Raw genomic sequence first — 16,718 nt, forward strand, 5'->3', positions numbered from 1 at the left:
AAGCTTCGGATTCTGGAATTGCGCGCCTAAAGTGCCCTTCTCTTTGCCGGTGCCGCCAGGCCCTTCGGAGGTACTTCGGCACGAACGCGGGCTTCAAGATAGGCGTCGAGGTGCTCCATCGCGTCCTTCAAAGCCAGGTCGTTTTTCTCGATGCGGCTTATGAGCATGCCGCCTTCCAGCCCCGAGATGATGATCCGTGAGACCTTCTCGGGATCCACATCGTCCCGAACCGTTCCAGCGGCGATCCCATCCGACAGGATGGTGCGAATCATCCTCTGCCAGCCTTTGAGAGCATTGCGAACTCGCTCCCGCAAAATTGGATTCCCGTTGTCGGAATCCACTCCGGTATTCAGCAAAGGGCATCCGCCCGGGATGCTAGATCGACGCACAAACCTCGCGATATGATGCTTCAACCGATCGACAGGGTCGGAGATCTCATCCAGCCCATCGCGCCGAAGCGCGGAAGACACCGTCCACGCATAGTCAAACGCCTCTGCGGCAATCTCTTCCTTGCTCTCGAAGTGGCGATAGATTCCACCCTTCTCGAGTCCGGTCGCGGCCATAATGTCCTTGATGACGCATCCGGCATAGCCCTGCTTGTTGAAGAGAGGGGCCGCTGCTGCAATGATCTTCTGTCGTGTCTCTTCCCCTTTGTTCATAGCTATCTCACCTTTGTTCATGGCTACCGCAACAGATGAATAAGAAACCGATTGGTCTCAACTTATCCTACTTCCGCGGAAGAACTCTCTTCAACCATGCCGATGACATTCAGCATGCGTCCGGTCCTGCCCGCTTCGGCCCGGTGAGAAAAGTATCTCCGGTATCCTGACGCATCGACCGCGCATGCCGTACACTCGCCCAGAGTCGTTATCTTCCTGGCTTCCACGCCCGCGTCGATCAGCTGCCTTCTGTTCGCCTCCCACAAATCAATTCGCAGGATCGGAGCCTCGTCTCCCGGGCCGTCACTGCTCCGAAGAAGTTCGGTTCCATACGCGAACTCAGCCGCGAATCGCTCCCTCACCTCTTCGCCGACGGTGTAGCAACACTGCCCTATACTCGGCCCGATCGCCGCCAGCAGATCCTGCGGCCGCGATCCGTACTCTCGCCGCATCGTCTCCACCCCATGCTCCACAATCCGCGCCGCGGTTCCTCTCCAACCGGCATGGAACGCCCCCACAGCCCGTCGCCTCGGGTCCACAAGCAATACCGGCACGCAATCTGCCGTCCCCGCTGCGAGCAGAATCCCTGGCTGGTCCGTCACCAGCCCATCGCCTTCGAGAACAGCTTTGCCCTCCGTGGTCTCCAGACGACCCGCAAATGCATCCTCAGCCGAAACAGAGTGGATCTGGTTAGAGTGGACCTGCCGGACAGTAACCAGCTTCATCGCCGGCGTTCCGGATTTTTTTTCTTCTGTTGCCTCAACCAGCAACCTGCGGTTCTCCCGCACAACACCTGGGTCATCCTCGCTTGTCCAGCCTAGATTCAACGACTTGGCCCCATAGACCGAAGACACCCCTCCAGCCCGGGTGCTGAATCCATGACGCAGCCACGCAATCTGTCGCCATTCCGGAATCTGCACAACCTCTAACTCTGCCATAATTGATTCATTCTAAAGTCGGGGCGCCGATAACGTTTTGCTGTCTCTCCCGTCTTCCAAAAGTGCCATTCGAACCGTCCCACAAATGCAACCATCTTTTCCTTCAACAAAATTTGCATCTAGGATCGAGGGTCTGTAAGATACCGCGATTGTAGACATGAGAGCGAACGTGCCCATTCCCTCCACAGCCACACAGCTTCTCCGTACCCGCATCAGCAAGGTCTGCGTCGCCATCATTGGATCGACCGCGTCCGAGATGATAGACAAAGCGGCCGCCGTCGTCAAAGAAACTCCTTTTCTTGAGTTCCGTCTCGACTATCTCGAAAAACCCCTGGCCGCACTTCCGAAGTTCAAACAATTCTTCGCCGACAACACCGCCGCTACCGGAATCGCAACCTGCCGCCGCTCCGCCAATGGAGGAAAGTTCTCTGGAACGGTCGCCGCCGAGATGGAGATTCTGTGCAAGGTCGCCGCCGCCGGCTTCCACATCGCCGACCTCGAGCTCGAGTCCGCCGAAGCTCTCAAGAAAGATGAGCTCCAGAAGCTCCGGGATACCGGAGTCGCTCTCATCATCAGCCATCACGACTTTACGGCGACGAAGGATCTCGACAAGATCTACGAACGCATCGTGCCCTTCCAGCCCGATTTCATCAAGATCGTGCCCACGGCGAAGAGCCTTACCGACAACGTCACGCTCATGCGTTTCATGGAGCGCATGCACGAGAACGCCAACATCATCGGCATCTGTATGGGCGATGCCGGAATCATCTCCCGTGTGCTTGGGTTGCGTGTCGGCTCCACCTTCACCTTCGCCGCGGCCACTCAGGGGGAAGAGACCGGACCGGGACAGATCGCGGCTCGTACTTTGATCGAAACCTACCGGGTCGACCAGGTCGATGCCGCCACCAAGGTCTATGGCGTCGCGGGCAATCCTATTAGAAGCTCGCTCTCGCCCGTCATGATGAACACAGCCTTCCGCCGGGAGACGGTCAACGCCGTCTATCTCGCCCTGCAGACAGCCAAGGTCAGCGACCTCCTCAAGCTGGTCCAGGAGATTCCCATTCAGGGGCTCAGTGTCACCATGCCCCACAAGCAGGAGATTATGGCCCACCTGGAGAACACCGATCCCCTTTCGGCCAAGATCGGAGCCTGTAACACCGTCCTGCGCGCGCAGGACGGTAAACTCTACGGCTTCAATACCGACGTCGCCGGCATCGTAGGTCCTCTGGAGAAGAGAATGTCCCTGCGAGGCGCCAAGGCTCTCGTACTCGGCGCCGGAGGCGCTGCCCGTGCCGCAGTCTTCGGTCTGCGTGACAAGGGTGCCGACGTCTTCATCCTCAACCGCACGGCCGAGACCGCACAGAAACTGGCGCGTCAGTCCGGCTCCAAGACCATCAAGAAGGAGGCTCTCGCCAAGACCCCCTTCGACGTCATCATCAATGCGACGCCAATTGGCATGGCCGGGCAGAAATCCACGCAGCTGCTCGAGGCAAAGGATCTCAATACCAAACTGGTCTTCGACCTGGTCTACAATCCCCTCGAAACGCCGCTGATCCGCCTTGCTCGTCAGCAGGGCATCGCCTTCATCACCGGCGTCGAGATGTTCGTTCAGCAGGGAGCTCGCCAGTTTGAAATCTGGACCGGCAAGCCTGCCCCAGAAGAAGAGATGCTTCGCGTCGTCATCCACGCCCTTCGCCAACAGGCCGAAGCGGCCACGGCAGAGGCAGCCTCTCCCAGCAAGGCTACAGCTGCAAAGGGGAAAAAAGCATCCTGACGCTCCGCGGAAGCACAAGAAAAAAGAGCCACCCCACAATGGGGTGGCTTATCGTTTGAAACGGTGATGCGAAAACTAAGAGCGACGTCCTCCGGCCGAGGCAATCTTCTCCTCTGCCTGGCGGGCCAGGGCATTGGCTTCGTCATACTTCTCGCCATCGTCCCCCGCCTCCTGCCACATCTTCTCCCCGGCCGCGAGCTCCGCCCGTGCCGACTCAACATTGATCTCCTCGGGATGAAGCGCGTTCTCTGCCAGAATCGTAACCCGCTCCGGAAGAACCTCAACAAAGCCCCAGGCCACAAAGAACGTCTGGTTCCCGGAAGCGCCTCCGTGCAGCCGCACTTCGCCGGCGCCCAGCTCGGCCAGCAGCGGGGCGTGACCGTACAAGGCCTCCAGGTAACCTGACATCGAAGGCAGCTCGACCGCCTCTGCGGTCGTGTCCACCAGGACACGATCCGATGTCACCAGGCGGACGGTAAGGAGGCCGGATTGGTTTATATCTGCCATGCTCGTCTAACTCTACGCTTCCCGAAAATTCGCTGAACAAAGTGCGGGCCCAAGAAACATCCATCCGCGATGCGGATGGATGCACAGGAACTCGTTTATGCCGTCGCCTTCATCTTCTCGGCTGCAGCCAGAACATCCTCGATGCCACCCTTCAGATAGAAGGCCTGCTCCGGAATGTCGTCGTGCTTTCCTTCGATGATCTCCTTGAAGCTGCGAACCGTATCCTCAACCTTCACATAGGCACCAGGAATGCCGGTGAAGATCTCGGCGACGTGGAAGGGCTGCGACAGGAAGCGCTGTACCTTGCGGGCGCGCTTGACGGTGAGCTGATCTTCCGCCGAAAGCTCGTCCATGCCAAGGATGGCGATGATGTCCTGCAGATCCTTGTAGCGCTGCAGAATCTTCTTCACGCCCTGGGCGACATCGTAGTGCTCCTGACCTACGATACGCGGCGAAAGAATGCGCGACGTCGAGGCCAGCGGGTCCACGGCGGGATAAATTCCCAGCTCCGACAGCGGACGCGACAACACGGTCGTAGCGTCCAGGTGAGCAAAGGTCGTCGCCGGAGCCGGATCAGTAAGGTCGTCGGCCGGAACATACACTGCCTGCACCGAAGTGACCGAGCCCTTCTTGGTCGAAGTAATGCGCTCCTGCAGCTGACCCATCTCTGTGGCAAGGTTCGGCTGATAGCCTACGGCCGAAGGCATACGGCCAAGCAGCGTCGAAACCTCCGAACCTGCCTGGGTAAACCGGAAGATGTTGTCGATGAACAGCAACGTATCGGCGCCTTCTTCGTCGCGGAAGTTCTCGGCGACCGTCAGGCCGGTCAGCGCGACGCGCAGACGGGCTCCCGGCGGCTCGGTCATCTGGCCGTAGATCAGTGCGGCCTTGGACTTGTTGAAGTCCTTCGGATCGATAACTCCCGACTCCTGGAACTCGTGCCAGAGGTCGTTCCCTTCGCGCGTACGCTCGCCGACGCCGGCAAACACCGAGAAGCCGCCGTGCTTCGACGCAACGTTGTTGATCAACTCCTGAATCACGACGGTCTTGCCGACACCGGCACCGCCGAACAGACCGATCTTGCCGCCCTTCAAGAACGGCTGAATCAGGTCGATGACCTTGATTCCGGTCTCGAACATCTCTTCGCTCGTCGACTGCTCATCGAACGCCGGAGCCTGGCGGTGAATCGGAAGATACTTCTTCGCATGCACCGGCCCGAGCTCATCCACCGGCTCTCCCAGCACATTCAGCACTCGGCCCAGCGTCTCGCGACCCACAGGAACTGTGATGGGCGCGCCTGTGTCAATGGCCTTCATGCCGCGAACCATACCTTCAGTCGCGACCATGGCGATGCAGCGCACGCGCCCCTCACCCAGGTGCTGCTGCACCTCGACGACCACGTCCATGGGGTTGGGAACGTCGAAGCCTTCGCTGACGATGCGCACGGCCTGATAGATGGCCGGTATCTTCGCCTCTTCGAACTGAATGTCAACGGCCGGACCGCTGATCGAAATCACTTTTCCAATGTTCTCTGCCATAGGTCTCTTTCTCTAAAGAGCGGCCGCGCCGCTCACAATCTCGATAATTTCCTTCGTAATGGCTGCCTGACGGACGCGGTTCATGGTGAGCGAAAGCGCGTCGATCATATCGCCGGCATTGTTGGTAGCTGCGTCCATTGCGGTCATGCGGGCTGCATGCTCGGCGGCCACCGACTCCAGCAACGCATGGAATATCTGCGTCGACACGTAGCGCGGCATGAGGTGGCGGAGTAGACGAGCAGGAGACTGATCGAAGATATAGTCGACCTCCGCCGTTCCAAACTTCTTTGCCTCGGCCTCGACGACGGACTCCTCCAGCACATTGGCACTGATGCCGGAGGACACTGCCGCATGCGCTATGGCTTCCTTCTGCTCTTCGGTCATCTCCTCGGCTGCGGTGATCTCGGGAGAGCCCAGCTTGCGGATCGGAAGCAGTTTTTCCACCACGACGCGCTGTGCGATGACCGATTTGAACTCGTTGTAGACCAGGTAGACCGAGTCGATCTCCTTGCGCGAGTAGCGATCAATGATGGAGTGCGCGATGTCGTTGACTTTATCGATATCGAAGTTATGAAGGAGGTCCGCGTGGGTTGCGGCCACTTCGACAGGCTGCGAACGGTGACGCAAAATCTCATAGTGCGTTGCCAGCTCGTTATCATAGTGCTCCGTCTTCTTCTCATAGACGGCCGCGGGAAATCTCTTACCCACGTGAGCGACCGCCTTGCGGCCGATCAACTCCATGTCGACCGTCTTCCCCTGCGCAATCCGGCCACCGATGAAAGCCTGGCCAGCCTTGACGATGTTTGAGTTGAACGCGCCCGCAAAGCCCTTGTCGCCAGCGACGAAGACGACAAGGACGTTCTTCTCTTCGCGCTCCTCGAGAAGCGGATGAAGGATCTCGCCCGTCTCCTCGCTGTACATGTCGTCAGTCCGGCGCACGAGCGACTCAAGCACATTGGTGAGCATCCGCGCGTAAGGCCGAGCCTGCAGGGCGCGCTCCTGCGCACGACGCAATCTCGCCGCCGAGACCATCTTCATGGCCTTGGTGATCTGGCGCGTGTTCTTCACGCTGCGTATGCGACGCCGTAGATCGAGTACGTTTGCCATGGTTTACTGGGCCGCAGCCGCCTCTTTCTCTTTGCGCTGCGCCAGGAAGTTCTCTTTATAGGCGTTGATTTCCTGGGTCAGGCGGCCCTTGATGTCATCGTCGAGTGCTTTCTTCGTAACGATGTCTGCAAGCACCGATCCCGACGACTCGAGGTAGGAATACAGCCCATCCTCAAAGGCGCGCAGATCGCTAACCGCGACATCATCCAGAAGACCATTGGTGCCGGCAAAGATAATGGCAACCTGTTTCTCGAAGGGAAGCGGCTGGAACTGAGGCTGCTTCAGCAGCTCGGTAAGCCTCTGACCGCGATTCAGCTGACGCTGCGTCACCGGATCAAGGTCCGATCCGAACTGCGAAAACGCTGCCAGCTCACGATACTGAGCAAGGTCAAGCTTTAGCGTTGCGCCGACCTGCTTGGTGGCCTTGATCGCAGCCGAGAAGCCTACACGCGAGACCGACAGACCTACGTTGACCGCCGGGCGAACGCCGGAGTTGAAGAGGTCCGTCTCAAGGAAGATCTGGCCGTCTGTGATCGAGATCACGTTGGTCGGAATATAAGCCGAAACGTCGCCCGCCTGCGTCTCGATGATCGGGAGCGCCGTGAGGCTACCGCCGCCGAGCGCATCGGAGAGCTTCGAAGAGCGCTCGAGAAGACGCGAGTGGAGATAGAAGACGTCTCCCGGATACGCCTCGCGTCCCGGTGGACGGCGCAGCAGCAGCGAGATCTCGCGATAGGACGCAGCGTGCTTGGAAAGATCGTCGTAGATCACCAGCGCGTGCTTGCCGTTGTCGCGGAAGTATTCACCGATCGCCGTAGCCGCAAACGGAGCGAGATACTGCATCGGTGCCGGCTCGGACGCAGTCGCCGCGACGACGATCGTGTACGCCATTGCGCCATTCTCTTCGAGGGTCTGGACCACCTGGGCCACCGACGAGCGCTTCTGGCCGATCGCGCAGTAGATGCAGATCAGGTCGTTCTTTGCCGAATTGATGATGGTATCGAGCGCAATCGCGGTCTTACCCGTCTGGCGGTCGCCTATCAGCAGCTCTCGCTGTCCGCGGCCTATAGGAATCATCGTGTCGATGGCCTTGATTCCCGTAGCCATCGGCTCGCGTACCGACTGCCGCGCGATAACGCCGGGCGCAAGGCGCTCAACCGGAAGGTACTGATCCGTATGGATCGGCCCCTTGTCGTCGATGGGCTGGCCAAGGGCGTTCACCACGCGGCCAATCATCGCCTCACCCACCGGAACCGACATGATGCGCCCGGTACGCTTGACCTGGTCGCCTTCCTTCAGCTCCGTGTAGTCGCCGAGAAGAACAGCGCCGACCTGGTCCTCGTCGAGGTTCATCGCAAGGCCCGCCAGTCCGTGGGGAAAGTCGATCAACTCACCGGCCATAACCTTGTCGAGACCGTGAACACGCGCAATACCGTCGCCCAGCGAGATGATCGTTCCCACCTCGTCGATCTGGATCTTCTGCTCGTAATTCTCGATCTGCTGGCGAAGCAGCTCTGTTATTTCACCTGCATTGATCTGTGCCATGTCTTCCTTCTACTCGCCTCGTATCAATCTCTTCGTACTCTTCGTACATTCAGTTCGCTACGCGCTTACCAGCCGCTGCTTCAACCGCTCCAGCTGAGCGCGAATGGAACCGTCATAAACCTTCGATCCGATCCGCACTACCGCACCACCCAGCAACGACGGATCCTCACGATACGTCGCGCGAACTCTGCCCCCGGCAAGCTTTGCCACTTGCGACTCCAGGGCAATTCGATCCTCTTCGTTCAAAGCACGCGCGCTGACGATCTCCGCCTCGGACAAACCAGCTCCCTCATCGGCGACCGCGTGATACTCATCCAGAATCTCTCCCAGGTCTCCCAGGCGATCGTGGTCCATGATGACCGCGATGAAATTCCTGACCTGCGAAACCATACCAATCTTCCCCGCAATCGCGTCAAGCACCTTCAGCTTCTGCTCGCGGGCAATCGCCGGATCCGCCAGAACCTCCTGAAGCTCCCGGCTACCCTTGAGCGTCTCGCGGAAGTCCCGAAGCTGCTGCTGGGCCGCCTCGGCGTCCAGCTTCTGCGAAGCCACGACGGAGGCAAAGGCATGGGCATAACGGAGCGCAATCACTGACATCAGTTACGCCCTCCCTCGAAATCCGCACCCAGCCTGCGGGCAAACTCCTGAACCAGCGCTCGGTCCGTCTCAGCCGTGACCACCAGCTTCTTCGCCGCCTGATTGACAGCCAGATCCGCCGCATACTGCTGAATCTGGCGACGCGCCTGCGTCGTAGCCGCCGCAATCTCCTGCTCCGCCGAAGCCAGAATCTTCTGCTTCTCTTCCTCGACCGAAGCCTTCATGCGCTGCTCGTCCTTCTGCGCATCCTTCTCGGCCTGCGTGCGCATCGCCTCAATCTGCTCGTCCAACTTCGCAAGCCGAGCCTCTACACTTCCAAGACGGCTGTTCGCCTCTTCGCTGGCTGCCCGCGCTTCGACCAGATGCTTCTGGAGCGCCGAATTCCGGTTACGAAAGGTCTTCGGCAGAGTCTTCATCAAAAACCAGCCAACCAGCAATGCCAGAACAACAAAATTTGCAACCGTAAAGACAGTTGCCGCCTGCTCCGGATCGAGACCGAACTTCGCACCGAGCGACTTCACGGAAGCCGAATGCCGAAAGGCCTCCTCATCGCTCTGCTCTTCTTTGTGCTCGGTCTGCTGAGTCCCCGGAGTGGCTTCGCCACCCTCCTGCGCAACGACCGGCGCCGATTCCACCGCACGAAGCCGGGGAGCCGCCCCAAGCAGAAGAAACGCGAGCGCAAGTCCGGGCAGCAACCCCCTGGATGCAATCCTGAAGCCCTTCACTGCCCCACCTCCGCTGCGGTCACGCCAGCCGGCAGAACAGCGGCAAGCACCCGCGCACTCAGGTCGACACTGACGGATTCAATCTGGGTTCTCGCTTCCACCACGCTCTGCTCGATCTCCTGCCTTGCCCCCGAAACCCGCTGCTGTGCGGTCTGCCGAACCTGCTCCAGGGCAGCTTCGCGCTCCGCGGCCCACTGCTTCATCCTGCGCTCGCGGGCCTCCAGAAGCTCGGTCCTTGCCTTGCGCAGCTTCGCTTCATAGGCGCCGGTCTCCGCCTCCGCTGCGGCAATCGCACCCTTCGCCTGCTCCATTGCTCCAGCCGTACGCGCGTGTCGCTCCGCCAGAACACGATCCAGTGGCCTGCGAACCAGAAGCCCATAGGCGACTACCAAGAGGATGAAGAGGACCATCGTCGGCACAGCGCCGAGCACAAGTCCACCGAGTTCGTTAAGTATCTGGTCCATGTAGGGGTTCGGTTGCGACCGCTCCGAGTCTCTTCTCGATCGTAATAAGCCGTTCAGGTACGCTTAATTTATTCTAAGCGCACAGGTTGGGCCTGTCTTGCAGATTGCGGTACACCTAGTTTTAGCAAAGCGCCCGTTAGAGTGTCAATCAAACATGTGGCGATAAACGAACAAACGGGCGTTCATCGATACCCCCATTCCCCCTTTGACTTCGCTGGGAAAACTCGTAAACTTTTAACACCACCCGGACCCTATTCTCTGGGTCACATAGGTCGCGTGATAAGGGACACCACCTCCGCTCCCCATCAGGCGGCCTATGCTAGTTAACGGCCTGTTGTCCGTCAGCTCGCCCGCCGTACCTGGAACCTCCGATACCGGTTCAGCAGCGACGCCGGTCCCTTCGCTACCAGGTAAACCAGGTTCCCCTCAAATCGCTTGTCCCGCAAAACCGCTCCCGCCTCCAGCGCAGCGATCGCCGCGCCCTCCGACTGAGGCAGACGGAAGTCACTCTCGATCACAGGGTCCACCAGCAGATGCTGATCGATCGCATGGAGCAGCTCTCCCAGTCCCTCCCGCTTCAGTCCCGAAACCCACACCCGGTCTCCTCCCCGCAGGTTCTCCCGCTCCGCCGCCGGAACCAGATCGGCCTTGTTCATCACCTCGATCACCGGCTTCCCGCTGACGTCCAGCTCTCCCAGCACCAACCCCACCTCCGCCTTCTGCTCTTCGAGCATCGGGCTCGCAGCGTCCCGCACATGCAGCAGAAGCTCGGCCCGCTCAACCTCCTCGAGCGTCGCCCGAAAGCTCGTCACCAGCGAGTGAGGCAGATTGCGAATGAAGCCCACTGTATCCGACAGCAGAATCTTGCGCCGTGAAGGAAGCTGCAGCTGCTTCAGCTTCGGGTCCAGCGTCGCGAACATCCGCGACGACTCCAGAACTCCAGCCTCGGTCAAGGCATTGAACAGGGTGCTCTTGCCTGCATTCGTGTATCCCACCAGGGCAACCACCGGAACCGGAACCGCCTCCCGGCGCTGACGCTGCTGTCGTCGAATCCGCCTCACCGATTCCAGCTGTCCCTTCACATGATGAATTCGCAGCCCGATCTTGCGGCGATCGGTCTCCAGCTGCGTCTCACCCGGGCCGCGCGTCCCGATGCCGCCTCCCAGCTGGCTCATCGTCTTGCCCCGACCCGCCAGGCGCGGCAGCTGATACTCCAGCTGCGCCAGCTCCACCTGCAGCTGTCCTTCGCGGGTCCGTGCATGACGCGCGAAGATATCCAGGATCAGCTGCGTTCGATCGATCACCCTTGCATCGAGCTTCGCCTCGAGATTGCGCATCTGCGAAGGAGTCAGATCATGGTCGAACAGAACCACGTCGGCGTTCACCGATGCCGCGACCCCCGCAATCTCTTCCAGCTTGCCCTGTCCCACAAGCGTAGCCGGATCGGGTCGCGCTCTCTTCTGAATCAGCGTAGCCGCAATCTCGGCTCCGGCGCTTCGTGTCAGCTCCTGAAACTCGGCCAGAGAAGCGTCAAAATCCAGATCGTGATCGTTCCGACTCCGGTCGTCAACGCTCCTTCGCGAAGCGGAGGCTTCGACGTCCTCGGGCTCGAAGACATCGGCTTCAGCCTCGGCCAGCAGGGTCGCAGACTTCCGAGCCTGCGCCGCCGTAGCCGTCAGGCGGCGGCGCGATCCGGTAAACTCCACCGCCACCAGTACCGCCCGCTCCACAGGCTCCCCGGAGAAGGCGCCATCCCCGGCCTTCGCCAGGGATTGTTGCGCCTCCACAAGGGTTCGACGATACGGTTTCGAAGTCTTCACAGGAGCGATCCGGGCATCTTCACGAGTCTCTTCATGAAAAGGTCCTTCAAGATTTCGCTGACCGGGTGAAATCAACGAACAGGAGATGCACCAGTGACCTCAGGAACCGGGGACGGGGCTGCTGCAGTTCCAACGGCAGCGGCTTGCGGCGATGCCGAGCTCCGGACGTCCACCTTCCCTTCACCATGAACTCCACCCATGCGGCCACTCACTACCGTGGAGATCGCATGCTTGAAGATCAGTTGTTCCTGGCTGTTGTTCTCGAGCAGAACCGAGTACTTGTCGAATGAGCGGATCTTTCCCGTCAGCTTGACCCCGCTCACCAGGTAAATCGTGATCGGGCTCTTGTCCTTGCGGACCGTATTGAGAAAAGTATCCTGAATGTTCTGTGCCGGCTTTGAGTCCATGGTGCCGATCTCCTTAACTTTTAAATTTTCAAAAAAAATAAGATTCCGCCAAACTTCATGCCCTTCAGTCGGACGCCAAGACAGCCACCGTGCTGAGTCTGAAGCCAAGAGGTTCCACGATACGAGCATCCACCGCAATTTTCAACTCGCGACACGCCGCAAATCGAAACAGCTTCGGCTCCATAAGTGGTTAGACGCAACAAACTCCCGCAGGGACTCTTCCGCCATCCGCACGATTTACCATGACTTCGTGCCATCAGAAATCACCCAAACCGTCCCCATGCTCGACTTCTCCAGGCAGTACGCCTCCATCCGCGAGGAGGTCCTCGCCGCAATCGAGCAGGTCTGCGACTCGCAACGGTTCATCCTCGGCCCCGCCGTGGAATCCTTCGAGCAAGCCGCCGCCCTCGCCTGCAACGCGCCCCATGCCATCGGATGCGCCAGTGGAACCGATGCCCTCTGGCTGGCGCTCGCGGCCGCAGGAATCGGTCCCGGCCATGCCGTCATCACCACCCCCTTCAGCTTCTTCGCCTCCGTCAGCTCCATCCTGCGCACGGGAGCCCAGCCTCTGCTGGCCGACATCGACCCCCTCACCTTCAATCTCTCCCCTCAATCGGTGAACGAGGTCATCCTCCAGCACTCCGGCTCCGCCCTCAAAGCCGTCCTTCCCGTCCACCTCTACGGCCAGTGCGCCGACTGGGATGCCTTTCAGGAACTCAAGCACCGCCACGGCTTCCTCCTCGTCGAGGACGCCGCCCAGGCCTTCGGCGCCGCCTGGCGCGATACCCCGGCCGGCAGCCTGGGCGACCTCGCCGCCTTCAGCTTCTACCCCACCAAGAATCTCAGCGCCTTCGGAGACGCCGGCCTGCTCACCGCCTCCTCGCCCGAGTTCGACGAGCACGCCCGCATGCTCCGTGCCCACGGCATGCGCCGCCGCTACTTCCACGACGAGATCGGCTGGAACTCCCGGCTCGATTCCCTGCAGGCCGCGGTTCTCGAGGTCAAGCTGCGCCACCTTCCTCGCTGGAACCAGCAGCGCCGCGAACTCGCCCACCGCTACGACCAGCTCCTCACCGAAGCCGGACTCGCCGCCCGAAACACCGCCGAAGGCATCGTCCTTCCCTTCACCGATCCCCGCGCCACCCACGTCTTTCACCAATACGTCATCCGCGCGCCTCGCCGCGACGCCCTGCGCCAGTACCTCGCCGACCGTCAGATCGGGACCGAGGTCTATTACCCTCTCCCCCTCCATCTGCAGACCAGTCTGGCCAGCCTCGGATACAGGCAGGGAGACTTTCCCGTCAGCGAACAGGCCGCATCCGAGGTCTTGGCCCTCCCCATCTACCCCGAGCTTCGCGACGACGAGCAGCAGACTGTCGTAGACGCCATCCTGAGCTTCTATAAGTAGCCGACGAACCGTGTCGCCCATCGGGAATCACATCGCCCAGCAGGAATCGCATCACCCACCAGGAATCGCATCGCCCAGTAAGAATCGCATCACCCACCAGGAATCGCATCGCCCAGTAAGAATCGCATCGCCCATCGGGAATCGCATCGCCCAGTAAGAATCGCATCACCCACCAGGAATCGCATCGCCCATCGGGAATCGCATCGCCCATCAGGAATCGCATCGCCCATCAGGAATCGCATCACCCACCAGGAATCGTGACCAATCTCAACCGTGTCATCCTGAGCGAAGCCCGAAGGGCGCAGTCGAAGGATCTGCGGGTTCTCGGGTTCGCGCACCAAAATTCGCAGCCGTATAGCCTTGCCGCGTCAGCCGGACCATAGCCCGCGTCAGCCAGACCGTCATCGTAGCCTTGTCAAGCGAAGATTCGCGTAAACCAAACAAAACAGGGAACATTAATCTGCCGATTGGTTTACGTCATTTCGCTAAAATAGAACCAGACAAGAAAGAAGACTCCAGCATGGGTCCGATTAAACCCTTGTTTTTCAATATTTTAAGATATAAACCCTTTATTTGTAATATTTTACGGCCATAGTTCTTGCGTAAACCACTAATAACAAGCGGTTTATAAAATCAACCAAGGGGGGGGTGGGGTCATCGCCTGCCGCGCCGCTTCGCAGCTGCCGCTTTCTTCTTCTCTGAAAGCGGCTCCGGATGCGCATCCATCGGAGGAGTCGACCCAGGCTCGATCACTCGACGCAGCAGGTTCCCTTCCAGTCGATACGTCTTCAGATTGGTCTTCATCGGAACCATGGCACCGGTGACCGGATCCGGAATCACCACCGGAGCGTCCGCCGACAGCACACGATAGCTGAACGTCGGGGCCTCGGCCATCGACACCGGAGCCTTCCCGTAGGGATCCTTCGCCATCCTGATCTCGACCGGGAGATAGCCTTCAATGTTTCGTTCTCGGAAGCCGGTCTCGTACCGATGTTTCTTCACATTCCAGGTAAACACCCGAACCTGGTCGAAGTCATACGGCAAGCCGGCCTTGTAAGGATTCAGCACCGTCACATAGACCGGAACGTTCTTCTCGTCCTGGGGAGCCTCGGGATCGTTGACCGTCGTCAGCACATAGGCTCCTACGATTCGCTGGCCCTCCGAGTAGCGCGTGATCGCATCGGGAACATCGACGTCCATCATGCGGCTGTAGAGCCAGCCCATGTTGCCCTTGGAGTCCCGAACCAGCCACCAGTCTTCCATCGCCGGAGGCGCCGGAGGCTCATCGGCAACCGGTGTCTTCGCCTCCGCAACCGGCTTCGTCGTATTCGCCTTAGGACTCGGAGGAGTCGCCGATGGCCTCACCAGCCGCTGGCCCGGAGGAAGCGGCTTCGGCAGCGTCGCCCGCTGCAGCAGCTTCAGCTTCTCGCCCTCAATGAGCCGGAACAGGCGATCCGAGTCGCGCCCCGGTTTTGTGTGCAGATACACATCATCCCGGACGACCCCGTTCGCAATCACAGGATCTCCCTTGTGATCCCGCTTCAAGGCATCGAACTCGTCGTAGATCTCCTGGGAGGCGACAGCCTTCTCATCGATCCAGCCCTGCTCGCCCTTCGCCGTCTGCACCTTCAGAAATCGGCGGCCCTTCTCGAGAACGATCAGCTTGTCGCCATTCGCCACCGTAGCCGTACGGTTCGAAACCGCCGCCACGCGATCCCGCAGAAAGGTTTGCTTCGCCGTCACATAAACATTCTCCTTCGCGGGCTTGGGACGAAGCTTGGAACATCCCGCCAGAAAAAAGACCAGGCAGCAGCTTAGAAAAAGACTCTGCAGCAGCACGCCGTTCCGTCGGCGCCGTTCACCGTTCTGTCCAAGTAAGCAGTAGATAGTTCCGAACTCCGCCGCGCCGCGCAAGGCAGCACCTCTTCCATAGTACCGACACTGCGATCCATCCCCTCCGGCCGCTCGTGAAATCGGAGAGCTGTTACCCCCTGAGGCAACCTGCTCAGTGCGTCAGAGCAATCTGTGTAACGTTGGTGGGATCGGTATCCGTAGCCGTGCTCGTCGTCAGATTCAGTTTGCCCAGCGTCGTCGCATCGAAGCTGTACAGAGAAAGATCTGGGTTTCCGCCATTGGCTCCCGCCAGCAGGTAAGTTCCACTCGAATCCGCCCCCAGCGAATTGACCTGCAGCCCGCTGGTGATCGGAAACCCCGAGATCGCCGTCAATGCCCCCGCACCGATGGTATAGCCCGATATGGTTCCATCCGTACGGTTCGCGGCATAGAGGTACTTCCCGGTCTTGTCCAACGCAATGGAAAACGGACGATTCCCCGCCGCGAATGGCGACCCTGCAATCGCAGTCAAAACGCCACCACCACCGATCGTGTATACCGCGATGCCGCCGTTGGTTCCGGCGCGAGCGATATAGAGATATGTCCCCGTGCTGTCGGTTGCCAATGCGTTATCACTCGTGCTCGCAGAGTTCAGCTGCAGCGCTTGGTTGGCGTAAGTTAAAGTTCCTGACGTTGTGTTCAGGGTAAACACACGGTCTCCCCCCGTGCCCAACGCACAAAACACAAGATTGCCTGTTGGCGAGACCTTCACCATCTGCGGGACCATGGTGCCGGTCAGGGCCGGAAGGGGTTGGGGGGTCAAGGCCGACAGACCACCCGAAGATGCGTCGATCTGAAATTCATCCAAATTACTCTGTTGCAGATCCAGACCGAACAGCCATTGTCCATCCGGAGATATATCCAGTGACGCGACGCTGATAACCACCCCATTATTCAGCGCCGTTAACGAACCATCCGAGTTGATGGCATAAACATTGATTGAGCTCGGTCCAGCCACATAGAGAAACGCATTGTTGGGTGAGACGATGGCCGCGAGAGGCTGAAACTGGACAGCCATTGGGGAATTCGGGACCGGAGTCAATGTCCCGTTGGCAATGGTGAAGCCGGCAATCGAACCTGTCGTTGTGTTCGCACCTGCCGTTGCATTCATAACGTAGACACGACTGGTGCTTGTTCCACCGCCGCCATCATCGCCTCCGCTGTTGTCCGGAGGAACGAAAAAATTGCCGCACCCTACTGTAGTCGCCATTAGCGAAAGAATCAGGATTCGCGTTCCCTGCAGCCAGCGCTTTGCCTCTCTCGTCCTCAACCTCTTGCTCCCCTGCATTGTTGCTGTTTCAACAATACCCTCATCTATAATCGCCGGCATGCTGGC

The 16,718-nt window shown here is 59.6% G+C and carries 16 protein-coding genes; 2 read left to right on the plus strand and 14 right to left on the minus strand.

What is annotated here, in order from left to right; all coding sequences use genetic code 11:
- Positions 1-26 precede the first annotated feature (26 nt).
- Both BDD14_RS09120 and pgeF read right to left on the minus strand, forming a co-directional pair.
- Positions 27-659, minus strand: coding sequence for a TetR/AcrR family transcriptional regulator (locus BDD14_RS09120; RefSeq protein WP_242617839.1), 633 nt, complete (start codon positions 657-659; stop codon positions 27-29).
- Positions 660-721: 62 nt separating this feature from the next.
- Positions 722-1,597: a peptidoglycan editing factor PgeF gene (gene pgeF, locus BDD14_RS09125; RefSeq protein WP_130418531.1), complete on the minus strand. Its 876-nt coding sequence runs from the start codon at positions 1,595-1,597 to the stop codon at positions 722-724.
- Positions 1,598-1,766: 169 nt separating this feature from the next.
- On the opposite strand from pgeF, the gene aroE reads away from it, so the two are divergent.
- The gene (gene aroE / locus BDD14_RS09130) at positions 1,767-3,371 is read left to right on the plus strand and encodes a shikimate dehydrogenase (protein ID WP_242617840.1); all 1,605 of its coding nucleotides are present in this window, start codon (positions 1,767-1,769) and stop codon (positions 3,369-3,371) included.
- Positions 3,372-3,446: 75 nt separating this feature from the next.
- On the opposite strand, the gene atpC is transcribed toward aroE, so the two are convergent.
- The 9 genes from atpC to hfq form a co-directional block, all read right to left on the minus strand.
- The gene (gene atpC / locus BDD14_RS09135) at positions 3,447-3,878 is read right to left on the minus strand and encodes an ATP synthase F1 subunit epsilon (protein WP_130418533.1); all 432 of its coding nucleotides are present in this window, start codon (positions 3,876-3,878) and stop codon (positions 3,447-3,449) included.
- Between the two features lie 95 nt (positions 3,879-3,973).
- Complete coding sequence (gene atpD, locus BDD14_RS09140) at positions 3,974-5,416, minus strand: F0F1 ATP synthase subunit beta (protein WP_130418534.1); 1,443 nt, start codon at positions 5,414-5,416, stop codon at positions 3,974-3,976.
- Between the two features lie 12 nt (positions 5,417-5,428).
- Positions 5,429-6,523 (minus strand): F0F1 ATP synthase subunit gamma, encoded by a 1,095-nt coding sequence (locus tag BDD14_RS09145; protein WP_130418535.1) that lies wholly within the window; start codon positions 6,521-6,523, stop codon positions 5,429-5,431.
- Positions 6,524-6,526: 3 nt separating this feature from the next.
- Positions 6,527-8,068, minus strand: a complete 1,542-nt coding sequence (gene atpA, locus BDD14_RS09150; protein ID WP_130418536.1) for a F0F1 ATP synthase subunit alpha — start codon at positions 8,066-8,068, stop codon at positions 6,527-6,529.
- A gap of 57 nt (positions 8,069-8,125) precedes the next feature.
- Entirely contained in the window at positions 8,126-8,665 is a 540-nt protein-coding gene (atpH, locus tag BDD14_RS09155; RefSeq protein WP_130418537.1) for an ATP synthase F1 subunit delta, read from the minus strand.
- Positions 8,665-9,390, minus strand: a complete 726-nt coding sequence (locus tag BDD14_RS09160; RefSeq protein WP_242617841.1) for a F0F1 ATP synthase subunit B family protein — start codon at positions 9,388-9,390, stop codon at positions 8,665-8,667. Before BDD14_RS09160 ends, atpH begins: the two co-directional genes overlap by 1 nt.
- Positions 9,387-9,854 (minus strand): F0F1 ATP synthase subunit B family protein, encoded by a 468-nt coding sequence (locus BDD14_RS09165; RefSeq protein WP_130418538.1) that lies wholly within the window; start codon positions 9,852-9,854, stop codon positions 9,387-9,389. Before BDD14_RS09165 ends, BDD14_RS09160 begins: the two co-directional genes overlap by 4 nt.
- Before the next feature lie 341 nt (positions 9,855-10,195).
- Positions 10,196-11,674, minus strand: coding sequence for a GTPase HflX (hflX, locus tag BDD14_RS09170; RefSeq protein ID WP_130418539.1), 1,479 nt, complete (start codon positions 11,672-11,674; stop codon positions 10,196-10,198).
- 71 nt (positions 11,675-11,745) lie between these two features.
- The gene (gene hfq / locus BDD14_RS09175) at positions 11,746-12,081 is read right to left on the minus strand and encodes an RNA chaperone Hfq (RefSeq protein ID WP_130418540.1); all 336 of its coding nucleotides are present in this window, start codon (positions 12,079-12,081) and stop codon (positions 11,746-11,748) included.
- A gap of 250 nt (positions 12,082-12,331) precedes the next feature.
- Between hfq and BDD14_RS09180 the strand changes: the two genes are divergently transcribed.
- Complete coding sequence (locus BDD14_RS09180) at positions 12,332-13,489, plus strand: DegT/DnrJ/EryC1/StrS family aminotransferase (protein ID WP_341273303.1); 1,158 nt, start codon at positions 12,332-12,334, stop codon at positions 13,487-13,489.
- An 89-nt stretch (positions 13,490-13,578) separates the two neighbouring features.
- Here BDD14_RS09180 and BDD14_RS09185 read toward each other — a convergent pair whose 3' ends face one another.
- The 3 genes from BDD14_RS09185 to BDD14_RS09195 all read right to left on the minus strand — a co-directional run bounded on the left by BDD14_RS09185 (position 13,579) and on the right by BDD14_RS09195 (position 16,652).
- Entirely contained in the window at positions 13,579-13,827 is a 249-nt protein-coding gene (locus BDD14_RS09185; RefSeq protein WP_130418541.1) for a hypothetical protein, read from the minus strand.
- A 316-nt stretch (positions 13,828-14,143) separates the two neighbouring features.
- Positions 14,144-15,403 carry an SH3 domain-containing protein gene (locus BDD14_RS09190; protein WP_242617842.1) on the minus strand — a complete coding sequence of 420 codons (1,260 nt, stop codon included), beginning with the start codon at positions 15,401-15,403 and terminating at the stop codon, positions 14,144-14,146.
- Between the two features lie 91 nt (positions 15,404-15,494).
- Positions 15,495-16,652, minus strand: a complete 1,158-nt coding sequence (locus BDD14_RS09195; protein ID WP_165420004.1) for a lactonase family protein — start codon at positions 16,650-16,652, stop codon at positions 15,495-15,497.
- Positions 16,653-16,718: the final 66 nt, after the last annotated feature.

This window comes from Edaphobacter modestus (assembly GCF_004217555.1).
GTDB classification, from domain to species: domain Bacteria; phylum Acidobacteriota; class Terriglobia; order Terriglobales; family Acidobacteriaceae; genus Edaphobacter; species Edaphobacter modestus.

Coding starts and splice junctions, on each gene's coding strand:
- pgeF (WP_130418531.1), bottom strand. CDS start 1,597: ATGGCAGAGTTAGAGGTTGTGCAGATTCCGGAATGGCGACAGATTGCG.
- atpC (WP_130418533.1), bottom strand. CDS start 3,878: ATGGCAGATATAAACCAATCCGGCCTCCTTACCGTCCGCCTGGTGACA.
- atpD (WP_130418534.1), bottom strand. CDS start 5,416: ATGGCAGAGAACATTGGAAAAGTGATTTCGATCAGCGGTCCGGCCGTT.
- BDD14_RS09145 (WP_130418535.1), bottom strand. CDS start 6,523: ATGGCAAACGTACTCGATCTACGGCGTCGCATACGCAGCGTGAAGAAC.
- atpH (WP_130418537.1), bottom strand. CDS start 8,665: ATGTCAGTGATTGCGCTCCGTTATGCCCATGCCTTTGCCTCCGTCGTG.
- BDD14_RS09120 (WP_242617839.1), bottom strand. CDS start 659: ATGAACAAAGGGGAAGAGACACGACAGAAGATCATTGCAGCAGCGGCC.
- atpA (WP_130418536.1), bottom strand. CDS start 8,068: ATGGCACAGATCAATGCAGGTGAAATAACAGAGCTGCTTCGCCAGCAG.
- hfq (WP_130418540.1), bottom strand. CDS start 12,081: ATGGACTCAAAGCCGGCACAGAACATTCAGGATACTTTTCTCAATACG.
- BDD14_RS09165 (WP_130418538.1), bottom strand. CDS start 9,854: ATGGACCAGATACTTAACGAACTCGGTGGACTTGTGCTCGGCGCTGTG.